The organism is Shinella sp. WSC3-e (genome assembly GCF_945994535.1).
GTDB classification, from domain to species: domain Bacteria; phylum Pseudomonadota; class Alphaproteobacteria; order Rhizobiales; family Rhizobiaceae; genus Shinella; species Shinella yambaruensis.
In genome coordinates this window covers 446,928-464,362 of sequence record NZ_OZ000531.1, presented here as the reverse complement: position 1 = coordinate 464,362, position 17,435 = coordinate 446,928, and the positions used below count along the sequence as shown (strand labels likewise).

At 65.2% G+C, this 17,435-nt stretch carries 15 protein-coding genes; 10 read left to right on the top strand and 5 right to left on the bottom strand.

Annotation, left to right across the window (positions count from 1 at the left end):
• Positions 1 to 92 precede the first annotated feature (92 nt).
• The 3 genes from purU to glyA all read right to left on the bottom strand — a co-directional run bounded on the left by purU (position 93) and on the right by glyA (position 3,279).
• Complete coding sequence (purU, locus tag AABF56_RS25330) at positions 93 to 989, bottom strand: formyltetrahydrofolate deformylase (protein WP_244766310.1); 897 nt, start codon at positions 987 to 989, stop codon at positions 93 to 95.
• 20 nt (positions 990 to 1,009) lie between these two features.
• Positions 1,010 to 1,906: a bifunctional methylenetetrahydrofolate dehydrogenase/methenyltetrahydrofolate cyclohydrolase FolD gene (gene folD / locus AABF56_RS25325; protein ID WP_272807677.1), complete on the bottom strand. Its 897-nt coding sequence runs from the start codon at positions 1,904 to 1,906 to the stop codon at positions 1,010 to 1,012.
• A gap of 95 nt (positions 1,907 to 2,001) precedes the next feature.
• Positions 2,002 to 3,279: a serine hydroxymethyltransferase gene (glyA, locus tag AABF56_RS25320; protein WP_272807678.1), complete on the bottom strand. Its 1,278-nt coding sequence runs from the start codon at positions 3,277 to 3,279 to the stop codon at positions 2,002 to 2,004.
• Between the two features lie 131 nt (positions 3,280 to 3,410).
• Between glyA and AABF56_RS25315 the strand changes: the two genes are divergently transcribed.
• The 5 genes from AABF56_RS25315 to AABF56_RS25295 all read left to right on the top strand — a co-directional run bounded on the left by AABF56_RS25315 (position 3,411) and on the right by AABF56_RS25295 (position 8,858).
• On the top strand, positions 3,411 to 4,379 hold the full coding sequence (locus AABF56_RS25315; RefSeq protein WP_272807679.1) for a LysR family transcriptional regulator: 969 nt from the start codon (positions 3,411 to 3,413) through the stop codon (positions 4,377 to 4,379).
• A gap of 255 nt (positions 4,380 to 4,634) precedes the next feature.
• Positions 4,635 to 5,666, top strand: coding sequence for a transporter substrate-binding domain-containing protein (locus tag AABF56_RS25310; protein ID WP_272807680.1), 1,032 nt, complete (start codon positions 4,635 to 4,637; stop codon positions 5,664 to 5,666).
• 101 nt (positions 5,667 to 5,767) lie between these two features.
• Positions 5,768 to 6,943, top strand: a complete 1,176-nt coding sequence (locus AABF56_RS25305; protein WP_272807681.1) for an ABC transporter permease subunit — start codon at positions 5,768 to 5,770, stop codon at positions 6,941 to 6,943.
• Positions 6,940 to 8,070, top strand: coding sequence for an amino acid ABC transporter permease (locus AABF56_RS25300; RefSeq protein WP_272807682.1), 1,131 nt, complete (start codon positions 6,940 to 6,942; stop codon positions 8,068 to 8,070). The genes AABF56_RS25305 and AABF56_RS25300 overlap by 4 nt, the downstream gene beginning before the upstream one ends.
• Before the next feature lie 29 nt (positions 8,071 to 8,099).
• Positions 8,100 to 8,858 (top strand): amino acid ABC transporter ATP-binding protein, encoded by a 759-nt coding sequence (locus tag AABF56_RS25295; protein ID WP_272807683.1) that lies wholly within the window; start codon positions 8,100 to 8,102, stop codon positions 8,856 to 8,858.
• A 45-nt stretch (positions 8,859 to 8,903) separates the two neighbouring features.
• Here AABF56_RS25295 and AABF56_RS25290 read toward each other — a convergent pair whose 3' ends face one another.
• Together AABF56_RS25290 and AABF56_RS25285 are read right to left on the bottom strand one after the other, a co-directional pair.
• Positions 8,904 to 9,152, bottom strand: a complete 249-nt coding sequence (locus AABF56_RS25290) for a hypothetical protein (protein ID WP_272807684.1) — start codon at positions 9,150 to 9,152, stop codon at positions 8,904 to 8,906.
• Positions 9,153 to 9,326: 174 nt separating this feature from the next.
• Positions 9,327 to 10,205, bottom strand: coding sequence for a LysR family transcriptional regulator (locus tag AABF56_RS25285; RefSeq protein WP_272807685.1), 879 nt, complete (start codon positions 10,203 to 10,205; stop codon positions 9,327 to 9,329).
• 33 nt (positions 10,206 to 10,238) lie between these two features.
• Between AABF56_RS25285 and AABF56_RS25280 the strand changes: the two genes are divergently transcribed.
• The 5 genes from AABF56_RS25280 (at position 10,239) to AABF56_RS25260 (ending at position 17,431) form a co-directional block, all read left to right on the top strand.
• Positions 10,239 to 11,210, top strand: a complete 972-nt coding sequence (locus AABF56_RS25280; RefSeq protein ID WP_272807686.1) for a DMT family transporter — start codon at positions 10,239 to 10,241, stop codon at positions 11,208 to 11,210.
• A 339-nt stretch (positions 11,211 to 11,549) separates the two neighbouring features.
• On the top strand, positions 11,550 to 13,631 hold the full coding sequence (locus tag AABF56_RS25275) for a hydantoinase/oxoprolinase family protein (protein ID WP_272808138.1): 2,082 nt from the start codon (positions 11,550 to 11,552) through the stop codon (positions 13,629 to 13,631).
• A 15-nt stretch (positions 13,632 to 13,646) separates the two neighbouring features.
• Positions 13,647 to 15,305, top strand: a complete 1,659-nt coding sequence (locus AABF56_RS25270) for a hydantoinase B/oxoprolinase family protein (RefSeq protein ID WP_272807687.1) — start codon at positions 13,647 to 13,649, stop codon at positions 15,303 to 15,305.
• Positions 15,306 to 15,431: 126 nt separating this feature from the next.
• On the top strand, positions 15,432 to 16,238 hold the full coding sequence (locus AABF56_RS25265; RefSeq protein WP_272807688.1) for an NAD-dependent epimerase/dehydratase family protein: 807 nt from the start codon (positions 15,432 to 15,434) through the stop codon (positions 16,236 to 16,238).
• The gene (locus tag AABF56_RS25260) at positions 16,238 to 17,431 is read left to right on the top strand and encodes an NAD(P)/FAD-dependent oxidoreductase (protein WP_272808139.1); all 1,194 of its coding nucleotides are present in this window, start codon (positions 16,238 to 16,240) and stop codon (positions 17,429 to 17,431) included. Before AABF56_RS25265 ends, AABF56_RS25260 begins: the two co-directional genes overlap by 1 nt.
• The last annotated feature ends 4 nt before the right edge of the window (positions 17,432 to 17,435 follow it).

Genomic DNA, 17,435 nt, shown 5'->3' with positions numbered 1-17,435 from the left:
TCTTCAGGGGGTAGCGATAGCCGCGGCGATCTCGACCTGGCAAGGCGCGTGCCGGGAATGACGCCTTTCACGGGTCTCGCGGCGGGCGGGGCCTATCCCATGCGTTCGGAGGCATAGGAGCCGGGCGAGGGCGGGAAGACGATGGTCCGGTTGCCGTTGAGGAAGACGCGGCCGTGGATATGGGCGTGGATGGCGCGGGCGAGCACCTGGCTCTCCACGTCGCGGCCGAGGCTGACATAGTCTTCGGCGCTCTGGGCGTGCGTCACGCGCACCGTGTCCTGCTCGATGATCGGGCCCTCGTCGAGGTCGGCGGTCACGTAGTGCGAGGTCGCGCCGATCAGTTTCACGCCGCGCTCGAAGGCCTGCTTGTAGGGATTGGCGCCCTTGAAGGACGGCAGGAAGGAATGGTGGATGTTGATGATCCGGCCCGACATCGTCCGGCACATCTCGTCGGAGAGCACCTGCATGTAGCGGGCGAGCACGATGAGCTCGGCGCCCGTCTCCTCGACGATGCGCATCTGCTCGGCCTCCGCCTCCGGCTTGTTCTCCTTCGTCACCTTGATGTGGTGGAAGGGGATGTCGTGGTTCACGACCACCTTCTGGTAATCGAAATGGTTGGAGATGACGCCGACGATGTCGATCGGCAGGGCGCCGATGCGCCAGCGATAGAGCAGGTCGTTGAGGCAATGGCCGAAGCGCGAGACCATGAGGATGACCTTGCGCTTGGTCGTCTCGTCGAAGAATTCGGCATCCGCCTGATAGGTCGCGGCGATCTCGGCAAAGCCCTCGCGCAGCGCTTCCAGCGTGCGGCCCTCCTCGGACTGGAAGCTGACGCGCATGAAGTAGCGGCCGGTGCTCTTGTCGTCGAACTGGGCGCTGTCGGAGATGTTGCAGCCGTTGGCGGAGAGGTAGGTGGCGATCGCGGCCGTGACGCCCCGGATCGAGGGGCAGGCGACGCGCAGGGCATAGCGGTTGGAAAGGGCGGACATTGGCGATCCTTTCGGGTCGATCAGTCGATAGGGATGGAATGCTGGCGGCCGAAGGCCGTGAGCGTGTTGGAGAGCAGGCAGGCGATCGTCATGGGGCCGACGCCGCCCGGAACGGGCGTGATCGCGCCGGCCACATGGCGGGCTTCCTCGAAGGCGACGTCGCCGACGATGCGCGGCTTGCCGTCGATCTCCACCCGGTTGATGCCGACGTCGATGACGGTGGCGCCCGGCTTGATCCAGTCGCCACGCACGAGGCCCGGTCGCCCGACCGCGACGACGAGAATATCGGCGGCGCGGCAGAGTTCCGGCGTGTTGCGCGTGCGCGAATGGGCGATGGTCACCGTGCAGTTTTCCGAAAGCAGCAGCTGCGCCATCGGCTTGCCGACGATGTTCGACTTGCCGACCACCACGGCGTGCAGGCCGGAAAGATCGCCGCCGAGCCGGTGCTTCAGCAGCATCAGGCAGCCGAGCGGCGTGCAGGGCACCAGCGCCGGCTGGCCGGTGGAGAGGCGCCCGGCATTGGAAACGTGGAAGCCGTCGACATCCTTGTCGGGATCGATGCCCTGGATGACGGCACTGGCGTCGAGATGAGGCGGCAGGGGCAGCTGGACGAGGATGCCGTGCACCGCGGGATCGCCGTTGAGCCGGCCGATCAGCGCCATCAGGTCGTCCTGCGTCGTGTCGGCCGCAAGCTCGTGCTTGAAGGAATTCATGCCGGCGGCGGCCGTCTGGCGATGCTTCGAGCCGACATAGACGGCGCTGGCGGGATCGCTGCCGACGAGGACCACGGCGAGGCCCGGCACGGCGCCGGTCGCGGTCTTCAGCCTTGCGACCTTCACCGCGACATCGTCCAGCAGGCCGGCCGCGAACATCCTGCCGTCGATGATCGCACCGCCGGCAACCCTGTCCATTCCCATGACGTTCCCTTTCGCATCATCCAAGGCCCGGCCACGGGCCGGAACGAGAGCCGCGTGCGGCACGGCTCTCTTCTGTCGGTCCGGATCTCTCGCGCTCAGTGCGCGTAGACCGGGAAAGCCGCCGTCAGCCTGGCCACCTTGGCCTTCGCGCCGTCGACGACGTCGTCCGCCGTGCCGCCGGCTTCCGCCTCGATGAGGTCGGCGATGATGGTGCCGAGCGTGCGGAACTCCTCTTCCTTCATGCCGCGCGTGGTGGCGGCGGAGACACCGAGGCGCATGCCGACCCATTCCGGCGGGCGCGGGCTGTCGCCCGGGATCGGGTTCTTGTTGGCGGTGATGTTGGCGCGCGCCAGAAGGTCTTCCGCCTGCTTGCCGATCAGGCCCTTGCTCGACAGGTCGACCAGCACGATGTGGGTGTCCGTGCCGCCGGAGACGATGCGCACGCCGCGGTCGATCAGGGTCTCGGCAAGGGCGCGGGCATTGGCCTTGACCTGCGCGGCGTAGACCTTGAAGTCATCCTGCAGCGCTTCGCCGAGGCAGACGGCCTTGGCGGCGAGCACGTTGCTGTGCAGCGAGCCCTGGACGCCCGGGAAGACGGCGGCCTGCAGCTTCTTGAACCAGGCCTCGTTGTTGGTGAGGATCAGGCCGCCGCGCGGGCCGCGCAGCGTCTTGGTCGTGGTGCAGGTGACGATGTCGGCATGCGGGAAGGGCGAGGGGTGGGCGCCGCCCGCGACGAGGCCGGCGATATGCGCCATGTCGACGAGGAACCAGGCGCCGACCTTCTTCGCGATCCTGCCCATGCGCTCGAAGTCGAGTTCGCGCGGATAGGCCGAGCCGCCGGTGATCAGCAGCGTCGGGCGAACCTCCTCGGCGATGCGCTCCAGCGCGTCATAGTCGATGACCTCGGTTTGCGGGTCCACATTGTAGTTGTGCGATTCGAACCAGCGGCCCGACAGGTTGCCCTTCATGCCGTGCGATAGGTGGCCGCCGGCGGCCAGATCGAGCGAGAGGACCTTGTCGCCCGGCTTCAGCAGCAGGAAGAAGACGGCGAGGTTAGCCTGCGTGCCGGAATGGGGCTGGACGTTGGCATAGGCACAGCCGAAGAGCTGCTTGGCGCGGTCGATCGCCGCCTGCTCGACGATGTCGACAAACTGGCCGCCGCCGTGGAAACGGTTGCCCGGATAGCCCTCCAGCGTCTTGTTGGTCATCTCGTGGCCGAGCGCGTCGAGCACGGCGCGGCTGACGATGTTCTCGGATGCGATGAGCTCGATCTGGTCCTGCTGGCGCTTGCGCTCGTTGTCGATGGCGCCGGCGACGAGCGGGTCGCGCTCGTGAACGGGGGCGTTGAAATAGGCTTTCGTCTGTTCGGTCATGACCAGTCTCCGCAAGGGGTATGAGGGCGTGGAGAAAGGCTAGTCACGGCTTCGATCCAGAAAAAGTTAATAATATTTGCACATGCGTTCTGATTTGCTAATCATTCTTCGTGCTGCTCCAGGAGGAAAGAATGGACCTTGCCCGCTTGCGCGCGCTGCGCGAACTGTCGATCCGCAAGACCATGGCCGCGGTGGCCGAGGCGCTATACGTTTCCCCATCCGCCGTCTCGCAGCAGATCGCGCTGCTGGAACAGGAGGTCGGCATCGACCTCATCGAGCGTCGCGGCCGCGGCGTGGAGCTGACGCCGGCCGGAAAGCAGCTCGTCGAGCGGGCGGAGCGGATCCTCATCGAGCTGGAATCGGCCCGCGCGGACATCGCCGAATTGAAAAAGGTCATTGCCGGCGAGCTGCGGGTGGCGGCCTTTCCCTCCGTTGCCGCGGCGGTGGTGGCGGGAGCGATCCAGAGCCTTTATCGCCTCCATCCGCACCTCACGGTGCAGTTCGACGAGATGGAGCCCGCCGAAAGCCTTGCCGCCCTGCGCAGCTGGCAGACGGACATCGCGATCATCGACGACCTCAACGTGCCTGCCGGTGCCGTCGATCCGAACATCGAGACGATCCCGCTGATGGAGGACGTCTTCAATGTGATGGTGTCCCAGACCCATCCGTTGGCCGAGCAGCCGACCGTCATGCTGCATCAGCTGCGCGACGAGCGCTGGGCGCTCGATACCGCCTCCTCGACCTACAACCGCATGATCACCGATGCGTGCCAGGAGGCCGGCTTCACCCCCAACATCGTCGCCCGCTGCAAGGGCTTCGAGGTGACGATCGCGCTGATCCGGGAGGGATATGGCATCTCGATCCTGCCGGGCCTTCGGGCGAGCTACGACCTCGAGGACGTCTGGGTCTGCAAGGTCGAGCCGGAGATCCGCCGCAAGATCTCGCTGGCCTTTCGGAAGGGGGAGAAACGCAGCCCCGCCGTCCAGGCCTTCATCGCGCAGATCAACGCGCGGATCGGCTCCCGCCGCCGCTTGCCCACGGGCAAGGGCGAGGCGCGGCTCCCGCCCGATGCGGCTTCCGCAGGCAATGCCGACGGTTAAAATAAAACAGTTTTGCTAAATAGTACGTAAAGCAGAATTAAGTAGACCTGAACAAATCGTGTTCCTATCGTCCCCCTGTCGATTGATATGGGTTCGCGGCTTGGCTACCAAACGGCGGACTTAGGCCAATGGCGGGAACAATCGCTACAGAACGGCAAGAGCCGCTGTTGCCCTATCGCCCAAATCAGCTCTCGGCATGAGAACCGGGCTCTGCACCAGCGTGCAGGGCGCTCGCGATATTCACAGGGGACTGCAATGAAACTGATCAAGCTTCTCACGGCCGGCGTGTTTGCCGGCCTCGCCGTTACCGCAGGTCACGCGTCGGCCTCCGTCCTCGACACGGTCAAGCAGCGCGGCACGCTGAACTGCGGCACGGACAACACCGCGCCCGGTTTCGGCTACCTCAATACGACGACGGGCCAGATGGAAGGCCTCGATGTCGACTTCTGCCGCGCGGTCGCTGCCGCGGTGCTCGGCGATGCGTCGAAGGTCAAGTTCGTAACGGTCACCGACAAGAGCCGCTTCGATGCGGTCCTCACCAACCAGGTCGACGTCGTCTTCGCGCACACCACCATCAAGCCGGCGCGCGAATCCTCCATCGCCATCGATTTCCTGCCGGTCAATTTCTACGACGGCACGGGCGTCATGGTGAAGACGGAGACGGGCGTGAAGGAATTCGCCGACCTCGACGGCGCGACCTTCTGCACGACGCAGGGTTCGGTGACCGAGACGGTCCTCACCAGCGCCTTCAAGGCGCGCGGCTGGGAAGGCTCCAAGGTCCTGACCTACGAAAACCTCGAAAAGCTCTTCGCCGCCCTCAATTCCGGCCGCTGCAACGCGATGAGCACGGACAAGTCCGCGCTGGCCGCCTGGGCCGGCAACTCGCCGAAGCCGGCCGACTATCTGATCCTGCCCGACACGCTCGACAAGTCGCCCTTCGGCGGCTTCGTCGCGGCCAATGATTCCAAGTGGCGCAACGCGCTGCGCTGGGTCACCTACGGGCTGTTCCAGGCGGAGGAATCCGGCATCACGCAGGCCAATCTCGAAGAGAAGCAGAAGAGCGAGGATCCGTTCGTCCAGAAGTTCCTCGGCGTCGGCGGCGGCTACGGCAAGGATTTCGGCCTGCCGGACGATTTCGTCGCGCAGGTGATCAAGGCCACCGGCAATTACGGCGAGATCTATGCGCGCAATCTCGGCCCGGACACCCGGATGTTCCTTGACCGCAAGGGCACGCCGAATGCCCTGTGGACCGAGGGCGGCGCCATCTATTCGCCCCTCTGGAACTGATCCCCTCCTGACCGGACCGGGGCGGCATCGCGCCCCGGTCCCCCCATCGGTTCTGGTATTCCGACATGACTGTGCAAACCCAAGCGAACGTGGCCGGTAACATGGCCGACGACGACCTTCCGGCTCGCCGCCGCCGCAACCGGATTCGGCACAACGCCACCCAGTCCGCCATCGTCGCGGCTGCCATCGTCCTCGTGGTCCTCTTCGCCTTCGCCGTGAAGGAGGGGCTGGCCCGGCACGGGATCAGGTTCAGCTTCTCCTTCCTGCGGGATGCCGCGGGCTTCGACATCAGCGAAGGCAAGACGGTCACCCTTAAGGACGGCGTCTGGCCGGCCTTGCTGAACTTCACGTCGGATCACCTGATCGCCCAGGCCTTCGTCACCGGCATCTTCAACACGATCAAGGTGGCCGTCCTCGCCATCCTTCTCAGCACCGTGCTGGGAACGCTGCTCGGCGTCGGCCGGCTCTCGACCAACTGGGTGGTGCGCAACCTCTCCTTCTGGTGCGTGGAGTTCGTGCGCAACACGCCGCTCCTGATCCAGCTCGTCTTCTGGTATTTCGCCGTCGTCCTGCATTTTCCGCCGATCGCCGCGGCCGCGAAATTCTATGGCGTCGTGATCAGCCAGCAGGGCCTCTATTTTCCTGTTCCCACCTGGCAGGGCGGTGACTCGCTCCTCGCTGTCGGAGCCGCAACGGCATTCTGGGTCGCCATCCTCGGCGTGCTCTTCGATCGTCACGGCACGGTCCGGTGGATCTGCGCCGGCGCCGTCCTCCTGCTTGGCGGCATGATGTTCGCAACCGGCATCGTCGGCCTCGACGTTCCCGTCGCCTCGAAATTCCAGGCGCGCGGCGGAACCAGCATGAGCCCGGAAATGGCCGCGCTGCTGCTTGCCATCGTCGTCAACAGCGCGTCCTACATCGCGGAAATCGTGCGCGGCGCCATCGACGCGCTGCCGAAGGGGCAATGGGAGGCGGCCGCTTCCCTCGGCCTCACCCGCCGCGACACCGTCAACGACATCATCCTGCCGCAGGTCTTCCGCGTCGTCCTCCCGTCCTTCGGCAACCAGTATATCAGCCTGACGAAGAACACCGCCCTCGGCATCGCCATCGGATATCCCGAACTGTTCAACATCTACGGCACCATCGCGAACCAGACCGGCCACAGCCTCGAAGGCATCGTCATCGTGATGGCCTCCTACCTCATCCTCAGCTGGGCCATCAGCGCCGCCGTCGGCTGGGCCGACCGCCGCATGACAAGACACGGAGCGTCGCGATGATCGCTAGATCGCTGAAATGGTCGCGGCACAACCTGTTCGCCAAGCCGTTCGACATCCTCCTGTCCCTCACGGTCATTCCCGGCGTGCTCTGGCTCATCTGGCAGATCGCCGGCTGGGCGCTGACGGTGGCGCAATGGGACATCATTCCGCAAAGCCTGCGCGTCCTGATGATCGGCATCTTCCCGGTCGACCAGGTGTGGCGGACCTGGGTCGCGGCGATGATTATCGCCGCCCTGCTCGGCGCGGCGCTGGGCTGCGTCTTCGCGTTCCGCGGGCGTCATGCCGGCGCTCTCCTCCTCGTGGTGGCGGTTGTGCTGGTCCTGACGGGCACGAACGACCTTGCGAACATCCTGCTTGTTGCGGCCCTGGTCGTTCTCTTCGGGCTGTCCTGGGCGCTGATTTCCCGCGTTCCGGCGGTGCGCAAAGGGCTCGTGCCGGCAAGTTTCGTCGGGCTGATCGCGATCTTCGCCGTGATGGCGCCGCCCGGCGCCGGTCTTTGGGGCGGCCTGCTGCTCAGCATCCTCCTGACGCTCGTCACCGCGGTCGTCACCCTGCCGATCGGCATCCTGCTCGCCTTCGGCCGCCGCAGCCGCTTTTCCAGCGTGCGCTGGATCTGCACCGCCTATATCGAGGTGATGCGCTCGGTGCCGCTGATCATGGTCGTCTACTGGATCTGGATCCTGATGCCCGTGCTGACGCCGCAGCTCAATCTGGCGGATGTGGTGCGCGGCATGATCGGCTTCACGCTGTTCTATTCCGCCTATGTCGCCGAATATGTCCGCAGCGGCCTGCAGGCCGTGCCGCGCGGGCAGACGGAAGCCGCCCGGTCGCTCGGCATGAGCGAGTTCGACATCAACCGCTCGATCGTCCTGCCGCAGGCCCTTCGCGTGGTGGTGCCGCCGCTCGTCGGCAACGTGCTCGACATCTTCAACACGGCCTCGCTGGTCTTCATCATCGGCCTCACCGATTTCCTGCGCGCCGGCCAGATGATCCTCGCCAATCCGCAATATGGCGACCGCACCTATGAAGTCTACTCGTTTCTGTTCCTGACCTATTTCCTCGTCGGATCCCTGATCACCTTCGTCGCCCGCAAGCTCGAAAAGCATCTTGCGCGGGGCAGCCGATGAGCGACGCGAACACCATCGGAGGCCGCTCCATGAGCACCATCGTCGAAATGAAGACCCTCAACAAGTTCTACGGAAGCCATCACGTCCTGAAGAACATCGACCTTTCCGTGGCGCGCGGCGAGGTGGTGGTGGTGATCGGCGCGAGCGGCTCGGGCAAGTCGACGCTCATCCGCTGCGTCAACGGGCTGGAAATGTACCAGAACGGCAGCCTCCTGGTGGACGGCTACCCGATGCCCGTGGAGGAGGATCGCCTTCTCGGCGGCGAAAGCGAGCTTGCCGCCATCCGCAAGGGCGTCGGCATGGTGTTCCAGCAGTTCAACCTCTTCCCGCACAAGACGGTGGTGGAGAATATCACCATCGCGCCGATGCGCGTGCACCGCAAGTCGAAGGCCGAGGCCGAGGCGACCGCGCTCAGGCTGCTCGACCGCGTCGGCCTGAAGGCGCATGCGCACAAATATCCCGGCCAGCTCTCCGGCGGCCAGCAGCAGCGCGTGGCGATCGCCCGTTCGCTGGCGATGGAGCCGCACCTGATGCTGTTCGACGAGCCGACCTCGGCGCTCGATCCGGAAATGATCGGCGAGGTGCTCGACGTGATGCGCGAACTGGCCGCCGACGGCATGACGATGATGATCGTGACGCACGAAATGGGCTTTGCCCGCGAAGTGGCCGACCGGATCGTCTATATCGACCAGGGCGCGATCCTGGAGGTCGGCAAGCCGGACGCATTCTTCGACAACCCGCGGAATGAACGCGCCCGCGCCTTCCTCGCACGCGTGTTGAAGCACTAGGTGTTTTCATCCCACGTCTTAGCTCGGCGTCCCCTTGCGAAGGGGTCAGTTAACCAGCGTCGGCCGCGGCAAGGTCCGTTCCGTCACGGGGCAGCCTTCCTGGATCTTGGTCCAGGACGAGACATTGAGCTTCATCTCGCAGCGCGCGAGATAGGAACCGCCATCGACCCTCAGACAGGATGTCTCGCCGAGTTCGAACATGACGCCGCGATTGCGGCATTTGCAGTTGTGGGCATCCGCCAATGTGGGAATCAGGGCCACGGCGAGGCCGGGTACGAGCACTCCAAGACGCATGGCTGAGGCTCCAGATGATAGGCCGCCAGATTACACCCGTCCGCTGGCATCGTAAAGCAGCCGCCCGTCCGCCGAGGTGGAGCATGCGCCGCGTGCGAGTCTCGCGGGGAGGCCTTCCGGCCAGTCGGATTTGTCGCTTTCGTGGCACCGTTCGGCCGCTGAAATCGCCATCCGCTACTCAAGGCCCCGCATTTCGGCGTTCATCCAGTTGCAGAATTGCCGGACCACTCTCGATTCCGAGCGGCGCTGGTAACGATATGCCCCGATCTCGACCGGCTCATATCCGGGCAGGGCCACCAATGCGCCGGATCGTGTTTCCCTGGCTGTAAGGATGGGGGGCGCGAGCACCATGCCAAGGCCGGCAACACAGGCGTGAAGAGCTGCGTCGTCCGTGTCGAATTCATGGGCGAAGGTCAGGGCCGTTATGGGAATATCGAAGGTCTTGCACCAGAGCTTCCAATCCCAGTTGCCGGCTGCGCATCGAAGCGCGGGCACATCCGAAACGGTGATCTCCCGGCCCGTGGCGCCCCTCGCCAGCAGGCCCGGCGAGACGACGGGGCGGCTGAAGTCGCGGCACAGGTGCTCCCAGCCGTCAACCGCGTCACCGGCCCGGACATAGCGGATGCTCACGTCGGACGCCGGCGCGGCCGGGAAGGTGAGATAGGCACTTGTTTCCACCCGCACGCGCGCTTCGGGGCATAGAGAGCGGAAACGGTCCAGCGACGGAATGAGCCACCGCACGGCAAACGACATCGACGCCAGAACGCTGATCTCGTTTTCGTCCCTGTACAGCGCATCGGCCGACCGCTCGATGAGCGCGACTGCCGGCGCGACCTCCTGATAGAACCGTTCGCCGGCATCGGTCAGCGAAACGGAATTGTGTCCGCGACGGAAGAAGCTCACGCCGAGCTCGTCCTCGAGCTTCTTGATCTGGTGGCTCACCGCGCCGGAGGTGACGCCGAGCTCTGTGCCTGCGGCCGTCAGGCTCGCGGTGCGTGCGGCGGTGACGAACACCCGGATGGCATTGAGAGAGACGCGGCGGCCGATCTGCATGAATTTTCCTCAGGCTCCCCTCAAAATCCTCGTTTGAGCAGAAAACGGAAATCCGGCACAAGGCAAGGGCAAAAACCTCATGGATGTGCAATGCGCCCACGCCAGTTCTATACCAACACCAGAGCCATTGCATGGGTCACGGTCGGGACAGCATTATTTTCCTTGATCTTCGCATCGGGCAAATTCGCCGATGGAAGCGCAACCCCGCTGCAGATCCTGTTCCTCCGCTACATAGGCGGCTTGGCAACGCTGCTGCTGGTCGTGGTGGCGCGGCGGGAAAGGCTGTCCGCCTATCGAAGCCCGAAACCGCTCTCCCATTTCATGCGGGCCGTCTTCGGTGCTTCGGGCGGGGGCGCGCTGATCTACGCATCGGCAAACATGCCGATCGTGGATGCCACGGCCATCGGCCTTCTCTATGTCGTGTTCGTCGTTCCTCTCGGGGTGCTGGTTCTGAAGGAACGGCTTGGCCGGCAGCAGCTTGGCGCGATCACGATATGCTGCGCCGGCGCGGCGATCATCATGGCCTCGCGCGGCGCCTTCACCGAATTCCAGCCGGCTTATGTCCTGCCGGCCTGTATCGCGGTTCTCGGTGCGGCGCTGCTGGCCGTGGAAGGGCTGATGATCAAGGTGCTTTCGCACGCCGACCGCACGATGACGGTGCTGTTCTATGTCAATACGTTCGGCCTCCTGCTGATGGCCGTTCCCGCTGCCATGCAGTGGGTGCCGCTCACGCTCGAAGGTGCTCTGCCATTCGTGCTGCTCGGGCCGCTTGCGGTGACGGCGCAATATTGCATCGTCCAGGGCTACCGCCTTGCGTCTCTGTCGGTCGTCGGTCCCGTCGACTATACATGGTTGATCTTCGCGGGCCTGATCGGCTTTCTGTTTTTTGGCGAACAGCCGACACTGGGTGTCGTCGCAGGGTCGGCAATCGTCGCCGCAGGCGGCATCATGCTCGCGGTCGTCAAGTCACCGCCCAGCGAGCGCGAAAGCACATCGGCAGCGTGAGGCGTGCACGAAATCCCGCGCTCTGCATCGGGAAGCGGGGATTTCGCCGTCCCGCATGAGTTTTTCGCGGGGCGTCGCACCACGCCGCGCCGGGTGCCGGCCGGGCTTGCCGCCGGCGACGCTCGTGTTCGATACGAAAGTGGCTGTCGCTCCGGTCCTGCACCTGTATCGCCGCTGGTTGCGCGCAGAGGAGGCGGGATGGCGAGGTCTCTACAAGTTGACACATGTATGATAAGTGATATATCCATTTTTGCCTGGGAATGATCCCGTACGCGGCCGGGGAGGCCGGCGGGCGGCGAGGGCGGCGTTGCGAGGATATCGTCGGTGGAGAATGCGATGATGAAGGACAGGTCGCGGAACTGCCGGGTCGGCGTCGATATCGGCGGCACGTTCACCGACATCGCGCTCGATGTCGACGGCGTCCTCCATTCGACGAAGGTGCTGACCGATTATGCTGCGCCCGAGCGGGCGATCCTGAAGGGGGTCGCCGCCGTCGCGGATCTTGCCGGCATCGCCCTTTCCGAGATCGACCTGCTGATCCACGGCACGACGCTCGCCACCAATGCGCTGATCGAGCGGCGCGGCGCGAAGACCGCCTTCGTCACGACGGAAGGCTTTCGCGACGTGCTGGAAATGCGCACGGAAAACCGCTTCGAGCAGTACGACCTCAACATCACCCTGCCGCCGGCCCTTATACCCCGCGCCGATCGTTTCGTGGTGCGCGAGCGCATGAACGCAGCCGGCAAGGTTCTGTTGCCGCTCGACGAGGCCTCGGTTTCCGCCGTCGTCCAGGCGCTTGCTGCGGGCGGCTATGAGAGCGTTGCCATCGGCTTCATCCACGCCTATGCCAACGGCGCGCATGAGGCGGCCGTGCGCGCGGCGATCCTCGCGCGCCTGCCGCATCTTTCCGTGTCGATCTCCTCGGAGGTCTCGCCGCAGATGCGCGAATTCGAGCGCTTCAACACGGTCTGCGCCAATGCCTATGTGAAGCCGGCGATCAAATCCTATCTCGACCGTCTCGTCGTCTCGCTGAAGGAGATCGGCGTTTCCTGCCCGGTCTTCATGATCCATTCCGGCGGCGGCATCGTTTCGGTCGAAAGCGCCGCGGAATTCCCCGTCCGCCTCGTCGAATCCGGCCCCGCCGGCGGGGCGATCTTCGCCGCCGACATTGCCCGCCGCCATGGCCTCGACACGGTGCTCTCCTTCGACATGGGCGGCACGACGGCAAAAATCTGCCTGATCGAGAACCAGGTGCCGAAGACCGCGAAGACCTTCGAGGTCGCCCGCACCTACCGGTTCCGCAAGGGTTCCGGCATGCCGATCTCCATTCCGGTCGTCGAGATGGTGGAGATCGGCGCCGGCGGCGGCTCCATAGCCTCGGTCGACGGCATGCGCCAGATCCGCGTCGGGCCGCATTCCGCCGCCTCCGAGCCCGGCCCCGCCTGTTACCAGCGCGGCGGCAGGAACCCGACCGTGACGGATGCCGACCTCATCCTCGGCAAGCTCGATCCCGACAATTTCGCCGGCGGCGCCATCCCGCTTTCGCTGGAGGCGAGCCGGAAGGCCATGGCCGACGATATCGGTGCCGTCATCGGCCTCGATCCGGAGGCTGCCGCCTTCGGCACCTGCGAGATGGTGGACGAGAACATGGCCAATGCCGGCCGCGTTCACACCGTCGAGAACGGCAAGAACATCGCCGATTTCACCATGATCACCTTCGGCGGCGCCGGCCCGCTGCATGCCGCGCGGCTCTGCGAGAAGATGGGCATCTCCACCTTCCTCGTTCCGCCGGGCGCCGGCGTCGGATCCGCCATCGGTTTCTTGCGCGCGCCTTTCGGCTACGAATCCGTGCGCAGCGCGGTCTTCAGCCTCGCGGGCTTCGACGTAGCGGAGGCGAACCGGCTGGTGGAATCCATGGAGGTGGAAGCGCTCGGCTTCGTCGAGGGCGGGTTGGACACCGGCGAACCCGTCATCGAACGCACGCTCTTCATGCGCTATGCCGGGCAGGGCTGGGACATTCCCGTGCCGCTCGCCGCCAGCCGCTTCGATGCGGGAAGCGCGCAGAAGATCGCCGCGCTGTTCGAAATGGAATATGAGCGCTTTTTCGGCCGCGCCATCGAGGGGCTGGACATCGAGATCGTCAGCTGGTCGGTCAAGGCAAGCTCTCCGCTGCCGCCGGTCACGCGCGTCGCCGCCATCGCGGAAGGCGCGGCGGTGACGCCCGCAAAAACCCGCCGCCTGTTCGAGGCCGCCCAAGGCGCTTTCCTCGACGCCGGCATCCATGAGCGCGATGGTCTCAAGCCGGGTGATGTCGTCAAGGGCCCTGCCGTCATCGTCGAGCGCGAGACCTCCACCATGCTCACCGCCGCATTCAGGGCCGTCGTGCAAAACGACGGCTGCCTGCTCGTCACCCGGACCTGATCGAGGATCGAAGGCATGAACCAGTCGATGATCGATATTCACATGCAGGTCATGTGGAACCGCCTGATCTCCGTCGTCGAGGAGCAGGCACAGACGCTGATCCGCACGGCCTTCTCCACCTCGGTGCGCGAGGCGGGTGATCTTTCCGCTGGCGTCTTCGACCTCGAAGGCCGCATGCTGGCGCAGGCCGTCACCGGCACGCCGGGTCATGTCAATGCCATGGCCGAATCCGTCGCCCATTTCATCCGCGACATCGGCCCGGAGAACATCTTCGAAGGCGACGTCTACATCACCAACGACCCGTGGAAGGGCACCGGCCACCTGCACGACATCACCGTCGTCACGCCCTCCTTCCACCATGGCAGGCTGGTCGGCTATTTCGCCTCCACCGCCCATGTGGTGGATATCGGCGGACGCGGCTTCGGGCCGGATGCGCGCGAGGTCTATGAAGAAGGCCTCTTCATCCCGATCATGAAGTTCTTCGAGCGCGGCGACTTGAACCGCACGCTCATCCATATCGTGCGCAACAATGTGCGCGAGAGCGACAAGGTGGTCGGCGATTTCCACGCGCTCGCCGCCTGCAACGAGACCGGCCACCGCCGTCTCGTCGACATGCTGACGGAGTTCAGCCTCGAAGACCTGTCGATGATCGGCGGCTTCATCCTCAAGCACAGCCGCGAAGCGACGCTGGAGCGCCTCAAAAACCTGCCGCACGGCAGCTGGTCCTATAGCCTCGATCTCGACGGCTATGACGAGCCGGTGCATCTCGCCGCAACGCTGAGCATCGGGCCGGATGGCGTGCTGGTCGATTTCGACGGCACCTCGGGCATGAGCAAGTTCGGCATCAACGTGCCGCTGGTCTATGCGAAGGCCTATGCCTGCTACGGCATCAAATGCGTCGTCGCACCCGAGATCCCGAACAATGCCGCCTCGCTTGCGCCGTTCGACGTCGCCGCGCCGGAAGGCTGCATCCTCAATGCCAAGCGGCCGGCCCCGGTCGCGGTGCGCCATGTGCTCGGCCATTTCGTGCCGGACCTCGTGCTCGGCGCGCTGCACCAGGCGCTGCCCGGCCAGGTGCCGGCGGAAGGGGCGAGCGCGCTCTGGAACCTGCATATGAGCGTGCGCCCGGTTTCCGACCAGATCGGCGGCAAGGGCGCGGAAATCCTGATGTTCAACTCCGGCGGTACCGGCGCACGCGCTTCGCTGGATGGCCTCAACGCGACGGCCTTCCCGAGCGGCGTGCACACCATGCCGATCGAGGCGACGGAGAATGTCGGCCCGGTTATCGTCTGGCGCAAGGAATTGCGCGAAGGTTCCGGCGGGGCGGGCGCCCAGCGCGGCGGCCTCGGCCAGATGATAGAGATCGAGGCGGCCGAGGGGTATTCATTTCGCTTCTCCGCCATGTTCGATCGCTTGAACCATCCGGCCCGCGGCCGCGACGGTGGCCTCGACGGCGCCCCCGGCGGCGTTGCGCTGGACGACGGTACGGTGCTGAAGGGCAAGGGGCTGCAGTTCGTGCCGGAGGGGCGCCGCCTCGTGCTCTCGCTGCCGGGTGGCGGTGGATACGGCGATCCGGCCGCGCGTCCGGCGGAGGCCGTCGCCTATGACGTCAGGCACGGCTATATCACCGGCGAGCAGGCCGTGCTCTACGGCAAGGCGGAAGGGAAAGCATGAGACGATGCGTCCCGTAGACAATCGCGGAAGTCCGGCCACGGGCCGTCCCCTCCCTCGTATGATACGCTCATGCCGGCCATCGGGCGCATCGCCCGTGGACCGGCCGGTTTTGCTGAAGGAAAGATCATGTCGCATTTTCAAAGGGTTCTGTTGACGGGGGCGGCCGGCGGCGTCGGCACGGCGCTACGCCAGTCGGGCATGCGGCTCGGCAAGGTCGTGCGGCTTTCCGACCGCCGGCCCTGCGAAAACCTCGCGCCGCACGAGGAGGATTTCACGCTCGATCTTGCCGATTTCGATGCGGTCTGCGCGGCGGTGAACGGCTGCGATGCCATCGTGCATCTCGGCGGCCAGCCGCTCGAGGCCGAATGGAAGACGATCCTCGACAGCAACATTTCAGGCGGTTACCACATCTACGAGGCCGCACGCCGCCACGGCGTCAAGCGCATCGTCTATGCCAGCTCCGTCCATGCCATCGGCTATTACGAGCGCACGGAGACGATCGACGGCAACGTGCCGACGCGGCCGGACAGCCTCTACGGCGTTTCGAAGACCTTTGTCGAAAATCTCGGCCGCTACTATTTCGACAAGTTCGGCATCGAGAGCGTCAGCATCCGCATCGGCTCCTGCTTCCCGGAGCCGACCGACCGGCGCCATCTCATCACCTGGCTCTCCTACCGCGATTGCCGCCAGCTCGTCGAAAAATGCCTGTCGGCGGAGCGCGTCGGCTTCATGGTCGCCTATGGCATGTCGAACAACAGCCGCGCCTTCTGGGACAACCGCACGGCGGCCTCGCTCGGCTACAGGCCGCAAGACAGCGCCGATGACTATGCGGACAAGGTTTTCGCCGCGACCAGGCAGGGTGACCCGAACGATCCGGCGGTGCGCTACCAGGGCGGCAGCTTCTGCGCGGCCGGCCATTTCGAGGATAAATGATGCAGGCTTCGCGGACATCCTATGATGTGGTGATCGTCGGCGGCGCGGTGGTCGGCAGTGCGGCGGCCTATTTCCTGGCGACCAATCCGGATTTTACCGGCTCCGTGCTGGTGATCGAGAAGGACTGGACCTACCAGCGATCGGCGACCGCGCTCTCCTCCAGCTCCATCCGCCACCAGTTCTCCAACGCCATCAACGTTCAGGTCTCGCAGTTCGGCACCGAGTTCATCCGCAATTTCAAGGAGAACGTCGCTGTCGACGACGACACGCCGGAGATCGGCTTCCATGAGAACGGCTATCTCTTCCTCGCCGGCGACGAACGCGGTGCGGAGGTGCTGCGCCGCAACCATGAAACGCAGGTCTCCTGCGGCGCTGAGGTTTCGCTGCTCGACCCGGAGGGGCTCGCCCGGCGCTTTCCCTGGCTCAACACGGAAGGCCTGATGCTCGGCAGCACCGGCGAGCGCGGCGAGGGCTGGTTCGACAGCGTCGGCCTGCTGCAGGGCTTCCGCAAGAAGGCCCGCGCGCTCGGCGTCGAATATATCGAGGACGAGGTGGTGGCGATCGACCGCGAGGGCGACCGTATCGTCTCCGTGATGACGAAGGGCGGGCAGACGATTGCCTGCGGCACGCTGGTCAACACGTCGGGCACCAACGGCAAGGTCATGGCGCGCATGGCGGGCCTCGACATTCCCGTCGAGCCGCGCCGCCGCTCGCTCTTCGTGGTCGATTGCCGCGAGCCGCTCGGCCCCGGCGTCGGCCTCACCATCGACCCGACCGGCGTGTTCTTCCGCCCGGAGGGCAAGTTCTACCTGATGGGCACCTATCCCAAGCACGACCCGGAGGTCGACCCGAACGATTTCGCTGTCATGCACGACGAGTTCGAGGAGGAGATCTGGCCGACGCTGGCGAACCGCGTGCCGGCCTTCGAGGCGATCAAGGTCGTCAACAGCTGGGCGGGGCACTACGATTACTGCACGCTCGACCACAACGTCATCCTCGGCCCGCACAGCGAGGTGCGGAATTTCCTCTTCGCCAACGGCTTTTCCGGCCACGGGCTGCAGCAGTCGCCGGCCATGGGGCGCGGGCTTTGCGAACTGATCACCTATGGAAGCTTCCGCACGCTCGACCTCTCGCCCTTCGGCTACGAGCGTGTTGTCGCAAACCGGCCCTTCCTGGAGGATGCCGTCATCTGACGGC